Origin of the sequence: Roseburia sp. OM02-15, from assembly GCF_003481835.1 — a bacterium.
GTDB classification, from domain to species: domain Bacteria; phylum Bacillota; class Clostridia; order Lachnospirales; family Lachnospiraceae; genus Eubacterium_I; species Eubacterium_I ramulus_A.
Map to the genome: position 1 here is coordinate 96222 of NZ_QULX01000008.1, position 25473 is coordinate 121694.

General features: G+C 43.6%; 18 protein-coding genes. 12 read left to right on the forward strand and 6 right to left on the reverse strand.

The annotated features are described in order from the left end of the window. Nucleotides 1–229 precede the first annotated feature (229 nt). Both DXB15_RS09555 and DXB15_RS09560 read right to left on the reverse strand, forming a co-directional pair. Nucleotides 230–1387 (reverse strand): toxic anion resistance protein, encoded by a 1158-nt coding sequence (locus DXB15_RS09555; protein WP_109215344.1) that lies wholly within the window; start codon nucleotides 1385–1387, stop codon nucleotides 230–232. A 154-nt stretch (nucleotides 1388–1541) separates the two neighbouring features. Then, entirely contained in the window at nucleotides 1542–2708 is a 1167-nt protein-coding gene (locus tag DXB15_RS09560) for a 5-bromo-4-chloroindolyl phosphate hydrolysis family protein (protein ID WP_158582236.1), read from the reverse strand. A 376-nt stretch (nucleotides 2709–3084) separates the two neighbouring features. On the opposite strand from DXB15_RS09560, the gene DXB15_RS09565 reads away from it, so the two are divergent. From DXB15_RS09565 to DXB15_RS09580, 4 genes are all read left to right on the forward strand, one after another. Continuing rightward, on the forward strand, nucleotides 3085–4398 hold the full coding sequence (locus tag DXB15_RS09565) for an ATP-binding protein (protein WP_109215342.1): 1314 nt from the start codon (nucleotides 3085–3087) through the stop codon (nucleotides 4396–4398). A 218-nt stretch (nucleotides 4399–4616) separates the two neighbouring features. Continuing rightward, on the forward strand, nucleotides 4617–6215 hold the full coding sequence (locus DXB15_RS09570; RefSeq protein ID WP_118702811.1) for an MBL fold metallo-hydrolase RNA specificity domain-containing protein: 1599 nt from the start codon (nucleotides 4617–4619) through the stop codon (nucleotides 6213–6215). A gap of 469 nt (nucleotides 6216–6684) precedes the next feature. Further along, a complete protein-coding gene (locus DXB15_RS09575; RefSeq protein ID WP_118702812.1) occupies nucleotides 6685–7236 on the forward strand; it encodes a beta-class carbonic anhydrase in 552 nt (183 codons plus the stop codon). An 89-nt stretch (nucleotides 7237–7325) separates the two neighbouring features. Beyond that, nucleotides 7326–8810 (forward strand): AAA family ATPase, encoded by a 1485-nt coding sequence (locus DXB15_RS09580; RefSeq protein ID WP_118702813.1) that lies wholly within the window; start codon nucleotides 7326–7328, stop codon nucleotides 8808–8810. Here the strand turns inward: DXB15_RS09580 and DXB15_RS09585 are convergent. Then, nucleotides 8756–10159: a B12-binding domain-containing radical SAM protein gene (locus DXB15_RS09585; protein WP_118702814.1), complete on the reverse strand. Its 1404-nt coding sequence runs from the start codon at nucleotides 10157–10159 to the stop codon at nucleotides 8756–8758. The genes DXB15_RS09580 and DXB15_RS09585 overlap by 55 nt on opposite strands. A 175-nt stretch (nucleotides 10160–10334) precedes the next feature. Between DXB15_RS09585 and DXB15_RS09590 the strand changes: the two genes are divergently transcribed. Both DXB15_RS09590 and lon read left to right on the forward strand, forming a co-directional pair. Further along, nucleotides 10335–13103 (forward strand): translation factor GTPase family protein, encoded by a 2769-nt coding sequence (locus DXB15_RS09590; RefSeq protein WP_118702815.1) that lies wholly within the window; start codon nucleotides 10335–10337, stop codon nucleotides 13101–13103. Nucleotides 13104–13456: 353 nt separating this feature from the next. Beyond that, nucleotides 13457–15739, forward strand: coding sequence for an endopeptidase La (gene lon, locus DXB15_RS09595; protein ID WP_118702816.1), 2283 nt, complete (start codon nucleotides 13457–13459; stop codon nucleotides 15737–15739). Between the two features lie 111 nt (nucleotides 15740–15850). Here lon and DXB15_RS09600 read toward each other — a convergent pair whose 3' ends face one another. Continuing rightward, nucleotides 15851–16210 (reverse strand): helix-turn-helix domain-containing protein, encoded by a 360-nt coding sequence (locus tag DXB15_RS09600; protein WP_109215828.1) that lies wholly within the window; start codon nucleotides 16208–16210, stop codon nucleotides 15851–15853. A gap of 338 nt (nucleotides 16211–16548) precedes the next feature. On the opposite strand from DXB15_RS09600, the gene DXB15_RS09605 reads away from it, so the two are divergent. The 3 genes from DXB15_RS09605 to DXB15_RS09615 all read left to right on the forward strand — a co-directional run bounded on the left by DXB15_RS09605 (nucleotide 16549) and on the right by DXB15_RS09615 (nucleotide 19785). Then, the gene (locus DXB15_RS09605) at nucleotides 16549–17892 is read left to right on the forward strand and encodes a citrate/2-methylcitrate synthase (protein WP_109215834.1); all 1344 of its coding nucleotides are present in this window, start codon (nucleotides 16549–16551) and stop codon (nucleotides 17890–17892) included. Between the two features lie 371 nt (nucleotides 17893–18263). Then, on the forward strand, nucleotides 18264–18941 hold the full coding sequence (locus DXB15_RS09610; RefSeq protein WP_118702817.1) for a CatA-like O-acetyltransferase: 678 nt from the start codon (nucleotides 18264–18266) through the stop codon (nucleotides 18939–18941). Next, nucleotides 18931–19785 (forward strand): hypothetical protein, encoded by an 855-nt coding sequence (locus DXB15_RS09615; protein WP_118702818.1) that lies wholly within the window; start codon nucleotides 18931–18933, stop codon nucleotides 19783–19785. Before DXB15_RS09610 ends, DXB15_RS09615 begins: the two co-directional genes overlap by 11 nt. Nucleotides 19786–19938: 153 nt before the next feature. Here DXB15_RS09615 and DXB15_RS09620 read toward each other — a convergent pair whose 3' ends face one another. Beyond that, nucleotides 19939–20832 carry a LysR family transcriptional regulator gene (locus tag DXB15_RS09620; RefSeq protein WP_158582237.1) on the reverse strand — a complete coding sequence of 298 codons (894 nt, stop codon included), beginning with the start codon at nucleotides 20830–20832 and terminating at the stop codon, nucleotides 19939–19941. A gap of 154 nt (nucleotides 20833–20986) precedes the next feature. Then, complete coding sequence (locus DXB15_RS09625) at nucleotides 20987–21847, reverse strand: deoxyribonuclease IV (RefSeq protein ID WP_187119654.1); 861 nt, start codon at nucleotides 21845–21847, stop codon at nucleotides 20987–20989. A 448-nt stretch (nucleotides 21848–22295) separates the two neighbouring features. On the opposite strand from DXB15_RS09625, the gene aroB reads away from it, so the two are divergent. The 3 genes from aroB to DXB15_RS09640 all read left to right on the forward strand — a co-directional run bounded on the left by aroB (nucleotide 22296) and on the right by DXB15_RS09640 (nucleotide 25381). Continuing rightward, nucleotides 22296–23408, forward strand: coding sequence for a 3-dehydroquinate synthase (gene aroB, locus DXB15_RS09630; protein ID WP_118702819.1), 1113 nt, complete (start codon nucleotides 22296–22298; stop codon nucleotides 23406–23408). An 85-nt stretch (nucleotides 23409–23493) separates the two neighbouring features. Then, a complete protein-coding gene (locus tag DXB15_RS09635; protein WP_109215822.1) occupies nucleotides 23494–23931 on the forward strand; it encodes a hypothetical protein in 438 nt (145 codons plus the stop codon). Then, nucleotides 23915–25381: a sodium-dependent transporter gene (locus tag DXB15_RS09640; RefSeq protein WP_109215821.1), complete on the forward strand. Its 1467-nt coding sequence runs from the start codon at nucleotides 23915–23917 to the stop codon at nucleotides 25379–25381. The genes DXB15_RS09635 and DXB15_RS09640 overlap by 17 nt, the downstream gene beginning before the upstream one ends. Nucleotides 25382–25473: the final 92 nt, after the last annotated feature.

Genomic DNA, 25473 nt, shown 5'->3' on the forward strand with positions numbered 1-25473 from the left:
TAAAAGCTCCAGTTGGTGTTGCTAATAGCAGCAGTGTCTGGAGTTTTTTATGTACTTACAAAATAATGGCGTTATTAATCAGAGTAAATAGCAGTTTTGTGATATAATGAATGTAAATGAGTCAACATGCTATCGAAAACCCCCTTTTTCAGCGCATATATACACTGAAAAAAGGGGGAGTAAAGTACAAAATATTTTTTAATAAAAGAGAGAACTTAGTCAATAAAAATTAACCATGAATTTCGAGAAGTTTCTTCTTGAGTTCATTCTCCATACGCTGCATCTCAGCTTCTGCAGTCTGGCGTTTCTCACGACCTTCGGTCTGAATCTTCAATACCTCATCAAATGTACTGATCAGAGACTCATTGGTATGTTTCAATGTCTCAAGATCCACGATACCGCGTTCAGATTCTTTGGCTGTATCAATCGTAGCAGTTTTGAGAATATCTGCATTCTTACGAAGCAGCTCGTTTGTCATGTCTGTTACTTCACGCTGTGCTTTGGCAGCCTGTGCGGAGTGCTCAATGCCAAGGGCAAGTACCATCTGGCTTTTCCAGAGCGGAATCGTATTAACAATGGTGGACTGGATTTTTTCTGCCATCAGTGTATCATTATTCTGTACCATGCGGATCTGCGGAGCAGTCTGAATGGAAATCATTCTTGTCAGCTCCAGATCATGGATTTTCTTTTCAAAACGGTCACACATGGACTGTAGATCTTTTGCAGCCTGTGCATCTTCTGGCAGATTAGAGGTCTCTGCTTTTGCAACAGCAGCGGCAAGCTCACCGGTGCGGACTTCTTCTAATTTTTTCTTTCCTGCAAGAATATACATGGAAAGTTCTTTGAAGTAAGTCAGGTTGACAGCATACATTTTATCCAACAGGGCAATATCTTTCATCAAAGTTACCTGATGATTTTCCAAAGCGGTGCATACATTGTTTACGTTTACCTCTGCTTTGTCATATTTTGCTTTCATGGCAGTAATCTTGTTAGAGGATTTCTTGAATAATCCCTTGAAGCCCTTATCCTGCTCTGTGATATCAAAACTCTTCAGGTCGACCACCAGAGAAGAAAGCATGTCACCTACTTCGCCAAGATCTTTGGTACGAACGTTGTTCAGTGCTGCTTCAGAGAAATCAGCCATTTTCTTTTGTGTGCCAACGCCATATTGTAAGATTGCCTGCGAATTGTGCAGATCAATTTTTTCAGAAAAGTCATTGACCATCTGTAATTCTTCCGGTGTCAGATTTTTTTCGCTGAAAGCCGGATCAGAAACCTGTTCTGCAAGGTCAGAAGCAGCAGTTGCAGCCGGTGCTTCTTTTGTCTCCGGAGCCACATCGAAAGTCAGTGTTGGTGTGGTTGTAAAATCTTTGAATTCGTTGTCCATAGTAATTTTATCTCCTTAAATAATAATCTTGTTATTGATTTTCATAACAATATGCGCTTGTAATTTGACTATATTTTATTGCGAAAATCAATAAAAATATAGATATTTACCTGTTTCATAATAGAACTACAAAAAGTAAGAACAATTCCCGAAATTACTTATTGTTAAGTGTGAAATCATCTTCTTTTAAGCCTTCCTGTGCCAGCATCGTGTTCAGCACGGAGATATCAGAAGAAATATCCCAAGCGCAGTCTGCGAATAAGCTGTCCAGCAGTTTCTCAAATGCTACATTCAGAGTATCAACCGTCTGCTCAATTTCTGCTTTGGTGTTGCTGATATTTTCTCCTGCAATTGGTTGTTTGTCCAGTTCGCGATAAGCATTCAGCAGTTTTGAGGTGGTTGGCAGATAATAATTCATCATTTTCTGCAGATCAGGAGCGACTTCCGGATGAATTCGGACTTCGTCAAAAATACGCTGTACCAGCTGCTCCATTTTATCCAGCTTGCGGGAAATTTCTTCTCCCGGAATGGCATCATTACATTCACGGATATGGCGGACATAAGCCTGTCCTTCGTCGATCAGTTTCTGACATTCCGCAGATACTTTGTGTTCTTCCTGTTCTTTTTCCATGATTTTTTTCTTTTCATAATATTCCAGTCTTGCGGTGCGGTACTCTTCGTAAGCCTGGTCGGAAAGCAGAAAATAATTGTCCTGTGTATCCACATGGGCTTCATAAAAAAGATGCTGATTGATCATTTTTTGCAGATCTTTTGCAATAAATGCTATGGATTTATGATTGCGGTCCGCGAGCTGCTGAAGCGGCACACTTAAATGGTGATCAATCTGGCGTACATAGCTTCTGTAGCGGTTCAGCAGGCGAATTTTTTTGGTGCCATTGATACCCAACGTGAATCCTGTCGCTGCGAGTACACCAAAAATAATGACCGGAACAATAAACATATGGGAAACTGCAGCACTGAGTGCTGTAAATGTGATCAGTCCTGCCAGTGTGAAAATTCCAATAGAATATCCCAGAGCCATGCTGATGATGGCACCTGCCTGTCCCCCCGGACGTTTGTTATACAGTTCAGGCATCTGAGGTTGATCCGGAGCCGGACGGGTGTGTACCGTTTTGTAGTACGGATTAGAACTGTATGAAGTTTTCACAGAAACTTTTACGGAACTTTTTACGTTGTCTATGGTGTCGTTGATCACGTCTCCGATGGATCGGCTCAAATTTGTAAAATCTCCGGTGGAGATGGCAGAGTCAACGGCATCTTTTATCTTATCACCAACGTCGTTCCAGTTTGAATTTGGCATATAAAAAATCTCCTTTGTTACATCAGGCAAAGATCGGTGCCTGTATTTATAATTCATGAATGTTCCAATATTCTTATTGCAAGATATGGATGGAGCAAAACAGCACAAAAGGCGTTTGTATATTTTGGAAATTTATGCAAATCCTGCAGCTCTTACAATAAAAAAAGATTCGTTTTCATATTTTCTATGATACCTTATCAGAAAGAAAAATACAACTATTGGCAAAGTGGAAAAAAGGGTATAAACTATTAAAAAAGCATAAACAGTTCTACAGAAGAAAAGTGCGAGATGAAAATCCCATTGTGTGACAGGGGACGGACAGAAGACAATTTTCCTGGAGGAACCATAAAAAAGAAAACGTACAGGAGGTTTCAGGATGTACAGAGATATTGCAAAATTAATTATGTATGGAGATATAGACGAGGATTGTATTTTATACCAGATGGGTGAGATTTTCCGGGAATTTGAGGAGGGCACCCAGAGCAACGCGGTGCTGATCCGCAAGGTGTATACACAGATCAAACGTTTGCTGACGGTAGCAACAGATTTCGGATTTGATAAAAATCTGTGGCACAATTATCTGGCTTACTTCCTTATTACAAATGAAAATCCGTTCAGCATCACCTGTGAAAAAATCGGTGCAAACGATGGAAGTGTCAACCATTTTGCGAGAAATGATTTTGCAGCCATCAAAAATCTGTTTGAGTATGATTTTTCTGAAATTGAGAAATCCCTTGGTATTGACTGCTTTACACAGATTTCCAATTATCATGCCATTGAGAAAAAAGAATTGATGTACAATAAAAATGTCAGCGAAAAAGTACAGGCATTGAGCAGCCGCATGGAGCAGGCAAAAGATGTGGAAGGATTTTTCACCGCAGTAACTGAATTTTACCGTGATTACGGTGTTGGCATGTTTGGATTAAACAAAGCGTTCCGTATTCAGGATCGTACCGATAGCAAACTTGTATTTTTACCGATCAACAATATGGACAAAGTTATGCTGTCTGATCTGGTTGGCTATGAGATCCAGAAGAAAAAACTGGTGGATAATACCCGTGCTTTCGTGGAAGGCAAAAAAGCAAACAATGTGCTGCTCTTTGGTGACAGCGGAACCGGTAAATCAACCAGTATTAAAGCCATTGTCAATGAGTTTTACGATCAGGGACTGCGCATGATCGAGATTTATAAACATCAGTTCAAAGATCTGTCAAATGTTATTGCAGCCGTAAAAAACAGAAACTACAAGTTCATTATTTATATGGATGATCTTTCTTTTGAGGAATTTGAGATTGAATATAAATTCCTGAAAGCAGTCATTGAAGGTGGTGTTGAGACGAAACCGGATAATATTCTGATCTATGCGACATCCAACCGTCGTCACCTGATCCGTGAGACATGGAGCGACCGTAACGATGTGCAGCAGGATGAGGGAATGCATCGTTCCGATACAATGCAGGAGAAGCTTTCTCTGGTTAATCGTTTTGGTGTTACGATCAATTACTCCAAACCGAGCCAGAAAGAGTACTTTGACATTGTGATCCATCTGGCAGCAAAAGCAGGCATCAAGATGTCTGAGGATGAGCTGAAAGCAGAGGCAAATAAATGGGAGCTGAGCCATGGCGGAATTTCCGGAAGAACTGCGCAGCAGTTTATCTATTATCTGCAGGGGCAGGAAGATGAGAAATAGTCTGTTTGATGAATAAGAAAAAATAGATAAAAAGCGGAAAGATAGTTTTTCGTGTAACAACTGATAAATTTGGAACGCTGGACAGGAATATAATAAGAATGAAATTTGTAGAGATAAGTTGGAAGGTAACATCTGATAAATATGGAACTGTATGATTTTATTCTTATTACATAAGAGCATATGAGGAAAAGGAATACAATGTAGAAGGGGGTTTTTCTATGAGGATAGAATTTATTGGTGCAGCGCATGAGGTAACAGGTAGTTGTCATTATCTGAAGATCGGAGAAAAACATATTCTGGTGGACTGTGGTATGGAGCAGGGGGCAGACATCTACGAAAATCAGGATATTCCGGTAAATGCAGCAGCGATTGATTATGTGTTTGTGACACACGCACACATTGATCATTCCGGATTACTGCCGCTTTTGTATGCAAGAGGTTTCCGGGGACAGATTTTTGCCACAAATGCCACCACGCAGCTCTGTAACATTATGTTAAAAGACAGTGCGCACATTCAGGAGTTTGAGGCGGAATGGAGAAACCGGAAAGCCCGCAGAGCCGGACAGCCGGAAGTGGTTCCGATGTACAGTGTAAACGATGCACAGGGCGTTTTGAATTATTTTGTACCGTGTGATTATGACAAAAAAGTGCATGTGTGTGACGAATTGACCGTATGCTTCCGTGATGCGGGACATTTGCTTGGATCTTCTTTTATTGAAATGTGGGCAAAAGAAGGGGAGGATGAGTGTAAACTGATTTTCTCCGGTGATATTGGAAACGGTAATCGTGCGCTGATTCGTGATCCGGAAATTCCGGAATCCGCGGATTATCTGATCATGGAGTCCACTTATGGAGATCGAAATCATGACGTGCCACCTGATTATGCATCTGAACTTGCCCGGGTGCTGGCGGTGACATTTGCCAGAGGCGGAAATGTGGTTATTCCGGCATTTTCCGTAGGACGTACCCAGGAAATGCTGTATTATCTGCGCAAAATTAAACAGGAGCAGATGTTGTCCTCTTTCCAGAATTTTGAGGTGTATGTGGACAGTCCGCTGGCTATTGAGGCAACAAATATTTTCAATAAAAATGTGCTGGAATGTTTCCGTAAAGATGATCTGGAAATGATCAAAAGTGGTGTGAACCCGATTGGTTTTCCGGGATTAAAGACCACGGTTTCCAGTGATGAATCCAGAGGCATCAATTTTATCAAGACGCCGAAGGTAATTATTTCTGCTTCCGGAATGTGTGAGGCAGGTCGTATCCGCCATCATCTGAAACATAATCTGTGGAGGGAAGAGTGTACCATCGTATTTGTTGGTTATCAGGTTCCGGGTACATTAGGTTATCAGCTGTTGAACGGCGCAAAAGAGGTAAAACTTTTCGGTGAGACAGTGCATGTCAATGCAGAAATCCTGAATCTGCCGGGCATCAGTGGTCATGCGGATAAGGATCATCTGACCGCATGGGTACAGGGCATGAAGCAGAAACCAAAACGGGTATTTGTGGTTCATGGACAGGATCAGGTAACGGATAATTTTGCGGCACATTTAAAAGAAGTGGTTGGTGTGGACGCGGTTGCACCGTATAGCGGTGATATTTATGATCTGCAGCAGAATCTGTGCGTGGTACAGGGCAGCAGAAAACTGGCAGAGAAACGTAAGACCAAGAAAGCTGGAAACAGTGTATTTGACCGGTTACTGGCAGCAGGTCAGCGCCTGATCGCAGTAATTCATAAAAATAAAGAAATCGCAAATAAAGATATGGCGAAGTTTGCGGATCAGATCAATGCGCTGTGTGATAAGTGGGACAGATAAGTATATATGATAGCTTGTTAAAGTAAAATTTTCAAAGCCATTCGGAATATGATTTTTCGGATGGCTTTGTATTACATAGAATGACAGAAAAAGCTTCATGTAAGTAAAAAGCATACTTTTTGCAGATTTATATAGATTAAAAAAGTATGGAAAAGAATTTATCTCAGTCTGAGTTGAGACTCCCACTTCTGCAAGTGGTGAGTAGTAACAAGTATTTCTCAGTGGGAGTTCAATCTTCGACTGAGATAAATGCTCCGCGAGGGCGCACATTGTCTGGGAGACAATGGTTTTGCGCCGACCGGAACGGAGTGTAGAGTGCAGTGATTCTGAAAAGAAGATGTCAGCTTGCGCTGACCAGAATCACGCACCAAGTCTCACGTGCGTTCGACTTGAATCAAACGTGATTTGCACTTTTTTTGGAAATTTATATAACTTAAAGAAATTTAAAGTATATCGAGGAGGAGTACCAATGATTAACGAAGTTATGGAGTACAATAAGAAATTTGTGGAGGATAAAGCATACGAACCGTATCTGACCAGCAAGTATCCGGACAAAAAACTGGCAATTCTGACCTGTATGGATACACGTCTGACAGAGTTACTTCCGGCAGCACTTGGTCTGAAAAATGGCGATGCAAAAATTATAAAAAATGCCGGCGGCGTGATCACACATCCATACGGTAGTGTGGTTCGAAGCCTGTTAGTAGCGATTATTGAGCTTGGTGTAGAAGAAGTTATGGTTATCGGACATACAGACTGTGGGGTACAGGGTATGGATGGTGGAAAACTTCTGGAAGAGTTGACACACAGAGGCGTTTCACAGGAACATATCAATATTGTGCGAAACAGTGGTATTGATCTGGAAAAATGGCTTGGTGGCTTTGAATGTGTGGAGCAGTCTGTCAGAGATACCGTGATTGCATTGAAAAATCACACACTGATGCCAAAGGATATCACGATCACTGGATTTATCATGGATTCCGTAACCGGTGAATTACGTCAGGTGCCAGTAGAAGAATAAGCGATTTTACACTTTTCTAATATCGGAAGCAGTGCTATACTGATAGAGATTATAAAACATATGATAAAAACATACGAAGGAGAAATTTCATGCCTGTATTTGATTTTAATAATAAACCAGATAAAAATTCACATGGAAAATGTACTTACACCATGGTTTTTTCCAATGCTTCCGAAGCATCCGCAGAATCTCCGATTCTGTTACTGGATAACAAGATTCGCCAGTGGAAGCATCATTCATGTGGTGTTTTTACCAATCCTGTAAAACGCACTTCCTTTGAATTTGAGGAAGAAGATGGCAAGATCAGTGCGGATATTTTACAGATTGATGCACGTTTTGTCAGCCTGTTGCGCTGGCTTGGTGAAAACCATATTACCGTACGCCTTTCCGGAGAAAACCGTCCAGATGGTTATGCTGTATACAAGATCCGTGAGATTGCCTTTGGAGGTGGCACAAAACTGTCCGCTGAGGACGGATTTTTACAGTTTATGATGGAGCGTCTGTTTGCCAGCAACGCACCGACAGAGGTGTTTGACGAAGAAGAACAGGAAGAAGAAGGCGACAGCATGAAGCTGACCAGTCTGCAGAGTATCACAGATTTTATGAACTGTGCAGGACGCACTTTGCCGGATAACATTCGTCTGTGGGCGCGTCGAAATTTGGCAGTTGCCCGTTCCCATGAAGTTTCCGCGGAGGAGCGCCGTCATGCACAGCGTGCTCTTTCTATTATGATGAACATCCGTTGGAAGAGCAATTATTTTGAAGCAATCGACCCGGAAGAAGCACGTCGGATTCTGGATGAAGAATTATATGGTATGGAGCGTGTAAAACAGCGTATCATCGAGACAATCATCCAGATCAACCGTACCCATACACTGCCGGCTTATGGTCTGCTTCTGATCGGACCTGCCGGAACCGGAAAATCCCAGATTGCCTATGCGGTAGCACGTATTCTGAAACTGCCGTGGACCACGCTGGACATGAGTTCCATCCATGATCCGGAGCAGCTGACCGGAAGTTCCCGTGTTTATGCCAATGCAAAGCCGGGTATTATCATGGAGGCATTTTCCGCAGCAGGAGAATCCGGACTGGTATTTATCATCAATGAGTTAGATAAGGCTTCCAATGGAAAAGGAAATGGCAATCCGGCAGATGTACTGCTGACCTTGCTGGATAACCTTGGATTTACGGATAACTACATGGAATGCATGGTTCCGACGGTTGGCGTATATCCGATCGCAACTGCCAATGACAAAGACCGCATCAGCGCACCGTTGATGTCACGTTTTGCAGTCATTGAGATTCCGGATTATACACCGGAGGAGAAAAAGACAATTTTCGCCCGTTTTTCACTGCCGAAAGTATTAAAACGTATGGGCATGAGTGAGGACGAGTGCATCGTGACACCGGAAGGCTTAGATGCAGTTGTGAAAAAATATGAGAACACAACCGGTATCCGTGATCTGGAGCAGGCAGCAGAGCATATCGCTGCAAATGCACTGTACCAGATCGAGGTAGATCATGTGACATCCGTTACTTTTGATGCGGATGCAGTAGACTCTTTGCTGGAGTAATGCCTCAGATCATAATACACAGATCCTTTGGCAACTTTTGAAGCCACATGTGCGCCAAAGACACCCAGTCGTGCCATGATTGCCAGTCCGAACCGGCGGAAGGCATATTCGGCACCAAAAATCTGACGGATATCCTTCACGGATTTGAAATCATAAAAATATTTGGACGCTTCATAAAAAGTTTCCTGCAATTCCCAAGGCGACATATGCTTGGGGAGAAAGGTGACATTCATCATGTCAAAGCGGCTCCAGTCGCTGGTGATCATACGGTGATCCTGACAAAACTGGTCGTAAACTGGTGTGCCGGGAAAGGGTGTCAAAATAGCAGGTTGTAACTGATAGGCATGGATAGATTTTGCGAAAGCAACACTTCTGTCCATGTCTTTTTTTGTATCTTCATCCAGTCCAAGAACGATGCTTGTAATCATACGGATTTTGTATTTTTCGCAGGCAGCACCGGCTTTTCGGATATCTTCGATATTCTGTCCTTTATGGATCTCATCTAAGGCATTCTGGTTCAGCGATTCAATGCCGATCAACACTCTGGTCAGATGCGCGTCATGTAAAAGCTGCAATAATTCCGCATCATTCGCCAGATCCGTTCGCCCAAAGAAAAAGCTCTCTTTGAACGTAAGATGTTCGGCGATCATCCGGCGGCAGATATCTTTTGCCCGTTCTTTGTCCGCGGTAAAATTGTCATCTTCAAAATTCAGATAGCGAAAGCCCATTTGTTTATACATGCGGATCTCATCAATGACGTTATCCACACTGCGCTGTCGGTAAGGGGCAAACATGCGGGACGTGGTGCAGAACGTGCAGCGGTAGGGGCATCCTCTGGTGGAAATAACATTTGCCGCGACGCAGGGTGTTTTCAGAATCGAATAATCTGGAAATGGTGCCTCATCCACATTGGTCAGAGAGATCCCCTGCACGATCCGGGTGTTTAAACGTCCTTCCACTACATCTAAAATAACTTTTTCGCCTTCCCCGACAATGACCTGATCTGCATGCTGCAGGGCTTCTTCGGGAAGCCAGGTCGGATGCATACCGCCCATGATCACGCGGGCATTGGAATGTTTGTGGATGATGTCTGCCAGTTCATAACCTCTGGGAGCATTGGAGGTCATCAGTGACAGGCAGAAAATATCCGTATCCTTTAGCAGATGTTTTAACGGCAGGCGGGCGTTTAATTCTTCATAGGCTTCCACCTGATACCCGGCTTTTTTTAAAATGCCACCAAGGATCAACGGACCTGTGATGGAGTTGGACTGTCCGTAAATTTTCCCACCAAGACGATAGAGAGGAATCCGGCGCAGGTCGGAAGCAGGTACAATAAATACAATTTTCATAATTAAAAACCTCACAGAAACTATCTTTTTTGCAAGTATTGCCATTCCGTGGGAATCTATGCCAAAGTAAATCAAAATCGCAACAGTCGACTTGTATAAAAAATTATGGTACAATGAGCGCAATTGGATGAGGAATGCAGAGGACATTCTTAAAATTATGAGGTAAGTGAGATATATGGCAAATACAAATAGAAGAAAACACATCTGTACCGGACTGATGGCGCATGTGGATTCCGGAAAAACCACGCTGTCAGAGGCACTTTTGTATACTTCCGGAGCAATTCGAAAACTTGGAAAAGTAGATACAAAAGATGCATTTCTGGATACCGATGAGCGGGAGCGTGCCAGAGGAATTACGATTTTTTCCAAACAGGCGGAACTGACTTGGCGCGACACGGATCTGACATTATTAGATACACCGGGGCATGTGGATTTTTCTGCGGAGATGGAGCGTGTGCTTCAGGTGCTGGATTACGCAGTGCTGCTGATCAGTGGATCAGATGGTGTGCAGGGACATACGCAGACACTGTGGAATCTGTTGCAGCAGTATGAGATTCCAACGTTCTTTTTTGTAAATAAAATGGATCAGCCGGGAGCGGATCAGGCAGCTGTGATGACCGAATTAAAAGAACGGTTATCCGAAGGATGCATTGACTTTTCCGCTTCGTCCGTTTTGGCAGATGCAGTGATAGCAGACGTTGCAGACGCGAAAAAGGATTATGATGCTAAGCAGACGATGGACTCTGGAATGAATACAGATCAGAGTGTTTTATCTTTGGAAACATGGTATGAGGAACTGGCAACCTGTCAGGAGGAAGCACTGGAAACATATCTGGAAACCGGAACGGTGTCTGAGGCGCAGATTCGGGCAATGATCCGGGACAGAGAAGTATTTCCGTGTTATTTTGGTTCTGCCCTGAAAATGGAAGGAATCGAAACCTTTTTAAATGGATTTGAGTTCTGGACGGAAGAAGATACCTATCCATCGGAATTTTCTGCAAAAGTGTACAAGATTTCCAGGGATGAGCAGGGCAACCGTCTGACGCATTTAAAAGTAACCGGCGGTGTATTAAAAGTAAAAGATCTTCTTCGCACGAAGTCAGACGGGGAAGATGACGTGTTGGAAAAAGTCAACCAGATTCGTGTATATTCCGGCGAAAAATACGAAGTCCGTCAGCGGGCAGAAGCCGGAGAAATCTGTGCGGTCACCGGGCTTGCAGAGACCTATCCTGGACAGGGACTGGGAGAAGAAGCGGAAACGCTGCCACCGCTGTTAGAGCCAGTTCTGACCTGTCAGGTTTGTCTCCCGGAAGGCTGTGATCCGGCGCTGATGCTGCCAAAACTGAAACTGCTGGAAGAAGAACAGCCAGAACTGCACATCGTCTGGGATGAGCAGTTACAGGAGATTCAGGCACAGATCATGGGAGAAATCCAGACAGAAATTTTACAGAGCGTTATTGCAGAGCGCTTTGGCATAGATGTTACTTTTGGAAAATCCCATATTGTATACAAAGAAACGATTGCAAATACGGTGGAGGGCGTCGGACATTTTGAACCGTTGCGTCATTATGCGGAAGTGCATTTATTACTGGAGCCGCTTCCGGCAGGCAGCGGGTTACAGATTGACGTAGATTGTAGCGAGGATATGTTAGATAAAAACTGGCAGCGCCTGATCGTGACGCACCTTCTGGAGCGGGAACATCGTGGCGTACTGACAGGATCTGCTATCACAGATATGAAAATTACATTGATCGCCGGTCGGGCACATCAGAAACATACCGAGGGCGGAGATTTCCGTCAGGCGACTTACCGTGCTATTCGTCAGGGTTTGATGGAAGCGGAATCGGTATTGTTAGAGCCATATTATCAATTTCGGATAGAACTCCCGGAGCAGATGATTGGGCGGGCAATGACAGATATTGAAAAAATGAACGGCACTTTTGAAATTACACAGGCACAGGGAGGGCTTTCGGTATTGACCGGACGCGCGCCAGTCAGTGAAATGCAGGATTATCCGAAAGAAGTGGCAGCTTACACGAAAGGCTTCGGACGTATTTTCCTCACATTGGATGGCTATGCGCCATGCCATAATGCGGCAGAAGTCATTGATGCGATTGGATATGATGCGGAACACGATACAGCCAATCCATCCGGTTCGGTATTTTGTGCGCATGGTGCAGGTTTTACAGTTCCATGGAACGAAGTAAAAGAGCATATGCATGTGGAAGGATGGCAGCCGGAAACCGTGAAAAGGGAAGAACTTCCGGAACGGGCAACACGAAGTGTCATGGATGAGTGGATCGGTGTGGATGAAGTAGATGCCATTCTGGAAAAAACATTTTATGCAAACAGCGGCGCTCGAACCCGCAGAAACGGTGTTGTACGCCGGCGCAGAGTGGAAAGTCGGACGGAATCTGTTACCAGAAATTTTACATCACAGCCGAAAAAACAGGAATATCTGCTGGTGGACGGTTACAATATCATCTTTGCCTGGGATGAACTCAAAGACCTTGCAAGAGAAAATATGGATTCTGCCAGAGGTATTTTATTAGACAAGCTGTGTAACTATCAGGGTATGAAGCAGATCGAAGTCATTGCTGTGTTCGATGCATACCGTGTGATCGGACATGAGACAGAATGCTTCGATTATCACAACATTCATGTCGTATTTACAAAAGAAGCAGAAACTGCCGATCAGTATATTGAAAAATTTGCACATACCAATGCGTCAAAATATCAGGTCACGGTGGCAACTTCCGATGGACTGGAGCAGGTCATCATCCGTGGCGAGGGCTGTCGGTTGCTGTCAGCCAGAGATCTGCATGCAGAAATGGAGCTGGCAGGAAAGCAGCTCAGTGAGACATATATGCAGGAGTCAACAACGAAAAATCGCCTGATCGGAGAACTTCTGGAGGCACAAAAGAAAAATGGTGCCTCAACGTAAGTATGTAAGTATATGAAGAGAACTCCAGCTATTTTGTCTTGTCCGCTAATAATCGCGTTCCAAGAAAAAATAGCTGAAGTTCTCTATTTCAGTTAAGAGTGAATATGGGCAAGTTTATTCAGTAACGTAAATGCAGAAAAAAGAAATCTTCTCCTCAAAGCAGGCATTTTAGCCTGCGTGAGGTGACGATTTCTTTTTTCTGTTCACAACCTAAATAAAACTTCAACTTGTCATAATGTATCGGATTTCCCATTTTTCAACCTGCAGTTTACCGTCAATAACTTGCAAAATGCGAAAAATGTGGTATAATTAGCACTCAATAGGACACTTTGCTAACAGAAGGAGGCGATCGTATGTTAGTTTTACCAGTATATGATTTACTGCTCCTTCCGGGCGTCACATTTAATTTCAAAAAAGACGTTCTGGAACGCATGCAGGTTGAAAAAGTAGAAAAGGGAGAAGAAATTCTGTTTCTGATCCAGAAAGAAGAAAAGAAGCGGGAAGACCTTATCGTAGATGATTTTCAGGAAAAAGGTCTGGTAGGAACCGTAGAAAATGTGGATGATGAGGGAAATATCAGTATCCGTGTTCACAATCGTGTGGATGTTTCTGACATAGAGATAACGGATGGAGCTTTTACCGCGGATGCAGCGATCTGTTCCGAAATCGCAGATCTGCCGGAGGAAGAAGAAAAAGAGATTTATAAAGAAGCGAAAAAGAGTCTGATCCAGTTTGTCAGCGGTTTTCAGTGGGGAGTCTGGGCGCGGGCGTTTATTCAGCACTGGAGTAACATGACAGAGATCATCTGTGCGCTGTCCGCTTATTTGAGTATTACGCCGGAGGAAAAATATGCGATCATTGCTTCAGATTCCGTGCGGGAACGTACAGAACTGATTGAGCAGTCCATTTATGAATTTATCGAGATGGCGCATGTCAGTGATGAGGCAGAAAGCGCGCAGCAGGAGACACATGAACGTGTTTACCGGGAGTCTGCCTTGAAGAAGCAGATTGAATTTTTGCAGGAGCAGTTAGATGAGATGCATCCGGAAAATATTTCCGATGTCCGCAAATTTGAGAAAAAGATTCAGGAATCCGGTATGAATGAGGAAGCCAGAAAAGAAGCGGAAAAGGTGCTGAACCGTATGAAACAGGAGGGCAAAGACAGCCATGAATACGGTCTGCTCTATGATTATCTGGATTTTATGACTTCCCTGAACTGGAAAGTGGCAGCGCCGGTAGAAATTGATTTAAATCAGGCGGAGCAGGTGCTGGATGAGCAGCATTACGGCTTGAAAAAAGTAAAAGAGCGTATCATAGAGCAGATTGCGGTGATGGCATTGAATAAGAAGCAGTCTGGTTCTATCCTGCTTTTTGTCGGTGCGCCGGGTACTGGTAAGACCAGTATCTGCCAGAGCATTGCCAAAGCACTGAACCGGGAATATGTGCGGATCAGTCTTGGTGGTGTCCGGGATGAGGCAGAGATCCGTGGCCACAGAAGAACCTATATCGGAGCGATGCCGGGACGAATTATGGAAGGCATGAAGCGCAGCGGCAGTTCGAATCCGGTCATGGTACTGGATGAAGTGGATAAACTGTCCCATGATTACAGCGGAGATCCAGCAAGTGCGCTGCTGGAAGTTCTTGATCCGGAGCAGAATTTCAGTTTTACTGATCACTATATGAATGTGCCGTATGATCTGTCAAATGTATTGTTTATCTGTACAGCGAACTCTGTTGATACGATTCCGGAGCCATTGCTGAACCGTATGGAAGTGATTCAGTTCCCAGGTTATACCGCCGTGGAAAAATTTGAAATCGCAAAAAAATATCTGCTTCCGAATGCGATGTCCACCATGGGACTGAAAAAGCAGAATCTGAAGGTAACGGACGATGCCATGCGTGCGATCATCAGTGAATACACAATGGAATCCGGTGTCCGCGGTTTAAAGAAAAAACTGGAGACACTGTGCCGTCAGGCAGCGGTAAAACTGGTCAAAGGCGAGCAGAAGAGTATTACCGTAGGGGTAAAACGTCTGAAAGAATTTTTGGGACGTAAGCAGTTACATCACGATGTGCGTATGCAGGAAGCACAGCCGGGGGTGGTAACCGGACTGGCATGGACCAGCGCAGGAGGAGAAATCCTCTTTATTGAGACTGCAAAAATCCGCGGTGACGGAAAAGTGAAAGTAACCGGACAACTGGGTGACGTAATGAAAGAGTCTGTGCAGATCGCGCTGACACTGGTGAAATCCATGTTTCCGGAGGAGGCAGAAGTCTTAAAAGAATCAGATCTGCATATCCATGTGCCGGCAGGCGCAGTTCCAAAGGATGGTCCGTCAGCAGGTATTACGATCGTGACAGCGTTGACATCTATGCTGTTGAACAAAGGTATTTCCCCGGAATTTGCCATGACGGGTGAAGTATCATTGCGCGGCGGTGTAATGCCGATCGGTGGTCTTCCTGAAAAACTGATGGCGGCACAGAGAGCCGGTATCAAGAACGTATTTATCCCGTATGATAACCGCGAAGATCTGGAGGATGTGGCAGAGGAAGTAAAAGCAGAGTTACATATTATTCCGGTCAAACGTGTGGAAGAAGTATTGAAGCATACTGGTCTGATAAGTGAAGATAAATAAACAGAAAAAGAACGTGTCTCTTAATATGTAAGGCACGTTCTTTTTCCATGTTTCATACAAGGTTTGAAAAGAATCGTCGTTAAAATCTGTTGTCTGAAATAAGTATATCAGCTATGATTCCTTCGCTGTATTTGGCTTTTTATATGGTTTTTGAGTGAGATCGGAGCGAATATTTTTTACGACCTCCAGCATCAGTTGTTGCTGCTCATCTGACAGGAGGACAAAATAATCCAGAAACTCTTTCTGCGTCTCATTCACCGGATATAATGTACTTTGATTATCCATGAAAAACTGTGACAGTGTGATATCAAAAGATTCGCAGATATATTCTAATGTTGCGATAGAAGGAATGGTATTTCTCTTACGCATATTAGAAATCGTGGAAGTTGATAATCCGGACAGTTTCGAAAGCTGATAATCGTTTAAATGTTGTCTCGCCATAATCTCGTCAATTCTTTTTAGTACATCCATGTTGAAACCTCCTGAAACTTCTGCCCGTATAAATAGTAGTAAACAATCGTATAAATTGCTTATACAAGTATTCTACCTAGTTTTATAGAAATAAAATAGCGTACATATGTATGCTAAAATTACTCAAGTGTGATATAAAAAATCTGTTTATACTTTTTTTATTTGACAAAATATTAGCAAAAGGGTAGCATGAGTGCTAGAAGTGTCTTATTTCAGTCAGTGTATACACGAAATTTTCAGAGTGTTTGACTTGTGTAGATACATTTTGCATCCATGGTTAGAGTATGGGTGTTTGATCGAATAACGGAACAGGAGGAGAAACTATGTACGATAAAGAGATGCTGGATAACTTTTCCAGAGATTATGCACAGAAATGTCGGGTGACAGACCAGATTTCCGCTGAATTGTTTGACGCAAACGGTGTGCTGCGTGGACTTCGTGATAAAAATGGAAATGGTGTCGTTGCCGGTTTGACCAATATATCAAAAATTGAATCCTTCCGAATGGAAAATGGACAGAAGATCCCATGTGATGGTAATCTCTGGTATCGTGGATACAATGTCATTGATCTGGTAAAAGGATTCGAGGGCAAACGTTACGGATTTGAAGAAGTTACTTATCTGTTGCTGTTTGGCGAACTCCCATCCCCGGCACAGTTGAAAACTTTCTGTGAAGCACTGGCAAATGCACGGCATCTGCCGACGAATTTTACGCGAGACGTTATTATGAAAGCACCGAGTGCCGATCTGATGAACTCTCTGACCAGAAGTGTATTGACACTGGCATCCTATGATGACGGGATTAGCGACAGTTCTTTACAGACGGTTCTGATGCAGTGTATGAAGCTGATCAGTGAGATGCCGATGCTTGCCGTATATGGTTATCATTCCTATAATCACTTTCTTCGGGATGAGAGCCTGTATATTCACCGTCCGCAGCCGGAGCTGTCCACCGCGGAAAATATTTTGCTGATGCTCAGACCGGATAAAAAATACACAGCACTGGAGGCACAGGTTCTGGATGCTGCACTGGTGCTTCATATGGAGCATGGCGGTGGAAACAACTCAACATTTACGACACGTGTTGTTACTTCGGCAGGTTCCGATACGTATTCCGTTATCGCGGCAGCACTGTCCTCTCTGAAAGGACCGAAGCACGGCGGTGCCAATATCAAGGTCGTTCAGATGATGGATGAGATCCGTCGGGAAGTATCTGACTGGGGTGATGAAGACGAAGTAAAAGCATACCTTGGAAAACTGGTTGATAAGCAGGCGTTTGATCGAAAAGGTCTGATCTACGGAATGGGACATGCCGTATATTCCCTGTCTGATCCGCGTGCCCGCGTATTCAAACATTTTGTAGAAGCACTTGCGATTGAAAAAGGCAGAGAAAAAGATTTTGCCCTGTATTCCATGATTGAGCGCCTGGCACCGGAAGTCATTGCTGAGAAGCGTAAAATTTACAAAGGTGTAAGTGCCAACGTCGATTTTTACAGTGGATTTGTATACAGCATGCTGGATATTCCGCTGGAACTTTATACACCGATTTTTGCCATGGCACGAATCGTTGGATGGAGTGCACACCGCATTGAAGAACTGGTAAATGCGGATAAGATTATTCGTCCGGCATACAAGAGTATCATGCAGGAACGCGATTATGTGCCGATGGATGAGCGTAAGTAATATTTTTTTACAGATAGTGGGCAGTTGTTCGCGCAGGAGGATGCAAGGAATTTATGTGTTCAAGTCGAACGCACGTGAGACTTGGTGCGTGATTCTGGTCAGCGCAAGCTGACATCTTCTTTTCAGAATCACTGCACTCTACCCTCCGTTCCGGTCGGCGCAAAACCATTGTCTCCCAGACAATGTGCGCCCTCGCGGAGCATTTATCTCAGTCGGAGATTGAACTCCCACTGAGAAATACTTGTTACTACTCACCACTTGCAGAAGTGGGAGTCTCAACTCAGACTGAGATGAATCTATGGGATGCGTGAACGGTTATTGAGAGACAGACTGCAAAAGTGTTTGATAAAAGTTGAAATAAATTGGGGGACATGAAAAATATGTTTCATGAGATTGATGAAAATACATGGGATCGGAAAGAGATATACGATGTATTTTATGGTTATACCTATGCAATGACGGTACAGCTGGATATGACAGAACTGTATGCACAGATGAAAGAGCATGGATACAAATTTTATCCGACGATCTGTTGGCTGATCACAAAGACAGTAAATTCAGATGTGGACTACCGTTTCGGAAAAGTCCATGGTATAATAGGATATTATGATCAGATGAATACCAGCTATACGCTGAGAAGAAGTGCAAAACCGCATCTGTTCACTCACATGGTGACCGAATATAACGAAGACTTTGAGACATATTATGAGCAGTTCTTGAAGGATAAGCAGAAAGCAGAAGCTGCTGACTGCCTGTATTATTATGAAGATGCCAGACCGGACAGCGTTGATGTGTCGACGACACCGGATACGTCATTTACGGCAATCTCTTATTCCATTCCAGATACGTTTTATCAGCGTGGCGGAGATAATATGCGTTATACACCGTTTACAACGGTTGGACGTTTTTATCAGAAAGACGGACGCGTGATGCTGCCGGTAACGGGCAGTTTCCATCATGCAGTCAATGACGGTTATCATGCGGAGAAATTTTTCCGGTTATTGCAGGAGAATATCAAAAAAGGAGTAACGCAGACGCATGATCGATAAAAATCTTTTTCTGGAAACATTACATGAAGTTGCTGAGATCGCAGCTACTTCCGGAGAAAAAATCAAACCGGAGGAAGTTCATAAATATTTCGAAGGAATGGAGCTTTCCCCGGAGCAGGAAAAAATGGTATATGAGTATCTGAATCTTCCACCGGAAGCAAAACAGGCACCGGTGACAGAGGAAGAAGAAGTTACCGAAGACGCTGAGGATATAGAGACCGTGGAAGTATATTCCACGACAGATTCTTCCAAAGACATTCAGATCGGTGCTGACCATGCCGCAGAAGACGAAGAAGATGATGTGCCACAGGCAAAAGATGTGGAAAAATTGTCTGATTCCGTTTACTATCGGATGTATCTGGATGAAGTCAGAGGACGCGGAGAGGCAGACGAAGCAAAAATGCGAGAGCTGTATCAGCAGATTTTGCAGGGAGATCAGGATGCTGTCAACGGAATCGTAGACGGATGGTTGATGCGGATCATTCACATGGCGGGTATGTATGATGATGTGCCGGTCAATATGGAGGATCTGATTCAGGAAGGAAATATGGCGCTCTGGATGGCGCTGAGTGCATTGCCGGAGGTAGAAGGAGCCGCAGAGCTGGATTCTTATCTGGAAAAACAGGTAGTGGCAGCATTTGAAAATCATATCCGCGAGGTGACTGGCGATACCGATCAGGTGCAGGCGGTGCTTGGAAAGGCAGCGCTGCTGCATGAGGCACGTAAGTATCTGGCAAAGGAGAATTCACAGGATCCATCGATTAGACAGCTTAGTGAGTACACACATATTTCGCCGGAAGAAATACAGGATATACTGGCGCTCCAGAAGGAAAAAACGGAGTAAAAGTAGTGAAGAAAAACGACTCAATATTGAATCACGGGGACTAAGACGTCCCCTTAGATTAAATATTGAGTCGTTTTTCATACAAGTTACTGAAAGATTCGTTTTTTCTTTCTTCCGCGCCCTTCTATAAATTAAAGTATAAAAAGCGAAATTTTACCGTTCTTCCGGTAGCAGATATTTATTGAACAGCGGAATGACCGGATTTAGGTTGTTTTTTCTCCAGACAGCGACGAGATGCAGTGGATCTGTCTTGTAAAATGGCAATGACAGCACCGCAGTATTGGAGTTGGAGATACAGTTTTCGTCCAGTACGGAGAATCCCAGTCCGGCTTCTACTTTCAACAGAATATTCTGGATGGAGGATGCGTAAATGGTATTGGACGGTGTAAATCCATGTCGTTCGCAAAACTGCACGATGTTGTTGTAGGCACCTTTTGAAATGGCAGGATCGATGGCGATCATGGTTTCTGTACTCAGAGAGTCGAAATGAATTTCGTCTGATTTGGCCAGTGGGTGTGCCTTTGAAATGACACATTTTGGTGCTGATTCGAAGAAAACCTGATAGATGATATCATCGGTCGGATAATCGATTAGGTCAAAATCAAGTGTCAGCGCAATATCAATTTTACCATTCATAAGGGATTCCCTCAGTTCCTGAAAGTTTCCACTGATGATATCGATCTTGATGTTCGGATGTTTTTCGCGAAGTGCATGCAAGGTATGCGGCAGAAAGTTTTCGGAACGCTGTGTTTCGATGACACCGAGTACGATGGATCCATTTTCTCCAAGTTCGGCGTTGCGTGCTTTTTGCACGGCAGCTTCCCCTAATTTTAATAATTTTGAAAATTCTTCGTATAATACCGCACCACAGGGGGTGAGGCGTACGTATTTTTTTGTACGGACAAAAAGCTGCATTCCAAGTTCTTCCTCAAGATTGGAAATGTTTCGGCTTAAGGAAGACTGTGCCACAAACAGATGATTTGCGGCTTCTGTGAAGTTTAAGTATTCAGCTACATTCAAAAAACATTTAATCTGAAAAATTGTCATCGTATTTCTCCATGAATTATTGAATATAAATAAAAAGATAAGTTTGTTAAGCAAAAAATAAAAAAGTTTAAGCAAAAAGTTAAGCGCAAATAAAAGTCTGGTTACCGGCATATAGAGTATGTTAGTAAATAGGTGCAATTATCTGCATGAAAATTTAAGGTCTGCGCAGCAGCACAATTTCTTCCTTGTACGGTGGATACGTTTTTTTCGGATTTTCCGGATCGACTAAGTATGGAGTCTCCAGAATCTTCGGAATGTTTTCAAAATCCGGATGATGAACAATGGTGTGCAGTGCATCAAAACCAATCTCACCCTGTCCGATATTTGCATGGCGGTCTTTGTGTGAGCCACAAGGATTTTTACTGTCATTGATATGAAATACCGCAATCTGATCTTTTCCGAGTATCCGGTCAAACTGCTCGATTACACCGTCAAAATCATTTATAATGTCGTAACCTGCATCGTGTGTATGGCAGGTATCAAAACAGACACGCAGACGTTCCGGATGACAGACTCCGTCATAAATCGCAGCGAGTTCTTCAAAGGTTCTTCCGATTTCGGAACCTTTTCCTGCCATCGTTTCCAGTGCGATATAGCATCCTTCGGATTCTGCCAGCACTTCATTTAATCCTTTGATGATCTGAGCTGTTCCGGCTTCCACACCGGCACCGACATGTGCTCCCGGATGCAGGATCAGAATCTGACTTTTCATGGCAACGGTGCGCTGAACTTCCAGTGTCAGAAAATCAACGGCAAGCTGAAACGTTTCCGGTTTTACCGTATTTGCCAGATTGATGATGTAGGGCGCATGTACGACGAATTCTTCCATGCCGTACTGATGCATGGCTTCCCATCCGGCATCGATATTTAATTCTTCCACCGGTTTGCGTCTGGTATTCTGTGGAGCCCCGGTATACAGCATGAACGTATGGGCTCCATACCCGGCAGCTTCCCTGACAGAATTTAAGAACATGTCTTTTCCGGACATGCTCACATGAGAACCTATTTTCAACATATTTCCTGTCTGCCGCGCTTGTAAAAAACACGGCATTTCCCCTTATTCATAGTTGTTTCCAGTTAAAACGATTATATAAGATATATATTTTCGTATATGTATTTAGTATAGTACAAAAAATAAAATTTGCCTAGCGGTAAGTAGAAAAAGAAGGACCATCTTAAGTGAAAAAACTTTTGCCCAAAAGCGCGTTGAAATGAAAAGTTCTCACTTTAAGGTTGGCAAACGGATGGAAATTAGGTACAATAAAAAGTAATTATGTATGAAAAGATGACTTTTTATAGCGACACAGTGAAAATACATAAAAATGTGTGTTCAGAATGATTCCTATCAGAAATGCTCTGTGTGGGTGCACATTGTCTGAGAGACGATGGTTTTATGCCGACTGAAACAAAGTGTAGAGTATAGTAATTCTGAGCGTATAAAAAAGATTGGGAGAGGAAAAAGAATGCCTAAATTTGAGGTGGAATTAAAAAAAGTAGTGGATGATTCCTATGAGATTGAGATCGGACATGGACTTCTGGATCTCGTCGTAGCGGATCTTGCAAACGGTCTGGTTGGAAAACTTCATAAATTTGCGATTATCACAGACAGCAATGTGGAACCGTTGTATGCACGTCCATTGGAACAGAAATTGCTGGATGCCGGATATCAGACCGATGTTTTCGCGTTCCCGGCAGGAGAAAAAAGTAAGACACGCCAGACAAAGGCGATGATCGAGGATGCGATGCTGGAAAAAGGCTATCGCCGCGACTGCTGTATTCTGGCAGTAGGTGGTGGTGTTGTTACCGATCTGGCAGGATTTATCGCAGGTACTTATGGCAGAGGAGTACCGTTTATTAATTATGCAACCAGTCTGTTGGCAGCAGCAGATGCTTCCGTGGGTGGCAAGACTGCAGTAGATACCCCGCTGGCAACAAATCTGATCGGACTGATCAATCAGCCGAAAAAAGTATATCTGGATCTGGATACCTGGAAAACATTGCCACAGCGCGAGATTTACAGCGGACTGGCAGAGACCATCAAGCATGCGTGTCTGGCTGATGCAGCATTTTTCGATTATCTGGAAGCGCATATGGATGAAATCCTGGAGCTTGATCAGGAAGCATGTGAGCATATCGCAGAGAAAAACTGTAGCATCAAATATCATGTAGTTATGCAGGATGAACGCGAGCTTGGATTGCGCGAAGTGTTAAATCTTGGACATACCGTGGGACGTGCGGTGGAGACCGTCAGCGATTATCGCCTGCTGCATGGTGAGGCAGTTTCTATCGGTCTGGTGGCTGAGGCGCGTCTGGCACAGAACATGGGATATTTGTCAGAAGCAGATGCTGAGCGTGTGATCGCATTGCTGAAACGCGCAAAATTGCCAACAGAGATTCCGGAATATATCGACCGGGAAGCACTGGTGAAGAAACTGTATACAGACAAAAAAGTACGTGACGGGAAATTGCGTTTTGTCATTCAGGATGGCATCGGTGCCATCGCAACCTTCGGTGAGAATGTTTATGCATCTCCAATCTCTGAGGAAAAAGCAAGAGAGATCATTATGCAGTTATAGTACATGCTATAATTTGTAAAATACTCACCGCTTGTAAAAGTGGGAGTCTCAATTCCAACTGAGATAATGGAGGCAAAACGCAGGAATGAGATATGAGCGCAAAAAGGAGGAAAATTCGGAAGTTTTTTATGAAGTGCTGGACAACAGTACAAAAGCAGCAGAATTTTCCTATCAACAGAAATTCGATGAGACGGGACAGGTCTGTGAACAGTTCTGGATCAGGCGGATTCATCTGGAGCAGAAGTGTCTGGACTACCGTTATTTGGATGCGATACTGCAGTTTATCCAGTATAAATGCTGGTGCAGTGGCTGTCGGTCCATGTATGTCAGACTCAGCGCCAGAAATTTGATGGATATCGAGCGATACAAGCGTTATGGTTTTTATGTGATCGCGCAGGAAGAACAGACGACCGTACAGGGGGAGGTTTCCTGTGCCTATGTTCTGAAATATCCATTGCCCAGAGAGTGGGAAGAAATGATGAATAAAAAAGAGAGGGCTTTTTACTATGAAGGAAAGAGATAAATTCGGGTCCCGATTGGGATTCATACTTGTGTCTGCCGGGTGCGCGGTCGGACTGGGAAATGTGTGGAAATTTCCCTATATCTGTGGTCAGAACGGCGGCGCGGCTTTCATTCTGATCTATCTGGTATTTTTGGCAATTCTTGGTTTGCCGATCCTGATCAGTGAGTTTGCGGTTGGACGAGGAAGCCGCTTAGGAGCATCTAAGGCATATGAAAAATTAGAACCGGCAGGAACCAAATGGCATCATTTTAAATGGTTTTCTATTTTCGGAAACTATCTGCTGATGATGTTTTACACCATGGTCGGCGGATGGATGCTGTTTTACATTTACCGCAGCGCCAGCGGAAAACTGACAACCATGTCTGCAGATGAAGTTGGAGCAGCATTTTCCGATATGCTGGCTTCTCCGGGAACGATGGTTGGCTGGATGATTCTGGCGGTTTTGATTGCTTTTGGAATCTGTGCACTTGGCTTGCAGGGCGGTATGGAAAAAATCATGAAAGTCATGATGAGTATTCTGATCGTGTTGATTGTCATTCTGGCGATTCATTCTCTGGTGTTGCCAAACGCCATGGAAGGTGTAAAATTCTATCTGGTGCCGAATCTGGATGCCATCAAGAGTCGTGGTCTTGGAGCCGTAGTATTTGACGCCATGACGCATTCATTCTTTACATTGAGTGTTGGTATCGGTGCCATGGAAATTTTCGGAAGCTACCAGAAGCGGGAGCATTCCATTCCGGGCGAGGCAAAAAATATTGTTATTCTGGATACGTTTGTTGCATTAATGGCAGGATTTATTATTATTCCGGCATGTTTTGCATATGGTGTACAGCCGGATGCAGGTCCGTCCCTGCTGTTTATCACCTTACCAAACGTATTTAACAACATGGCAGGCGGCAGAGTATGGGGAACCTGTTTCTTCATCTTTATGTCCTTTGCGGCGCTGTCTACCATCATTGCCGTATTTGAAAATATCATATCCTTTTATATGGATATGGGCGGCTGGAGCAGAAAAAAAGCAGTTGTGTTCAATATTGTGCTTATTATCGCACTGTCTCTGCCGGCGGTACTTGGATTTAACCTGTTATCCGGTTTCCAGCCGATGGGTGCAGGAACTTCCGTGATGGATCTGGAAGATTTTCTGGTATCCTATAACCTACTTCCACTTGGAAGTATGATTTTTGTCCTGTTCTGTGTAAAGAAAAATGGATGGGGCTGGGACAATTTCCGCAAGGAAGCAAACGAAGGAAAAGGTATGAAGATTTCCAACAAACTTCAGTTTTATATGACCTATATCCTTCCGGCAATCATTGTTGTGGTATATCTGAAGGGATACTATGACACATTTGCGAAGATGGGACCGAAGGTTTTGGCAGGCTGGATGGCATTTGCGGCAGCACTGTTGATCACAATTTTTACCCTGTCTTCTTTAAAGAAAAAAGAAAAATAGTGAAGTTTCGGAGCCATGTCATTGTTGCATGGCTCTGACTTATTGTGAAAAAAGACTACTAGTGTTAGTTTAAAAACAGAATGTGTATGAAT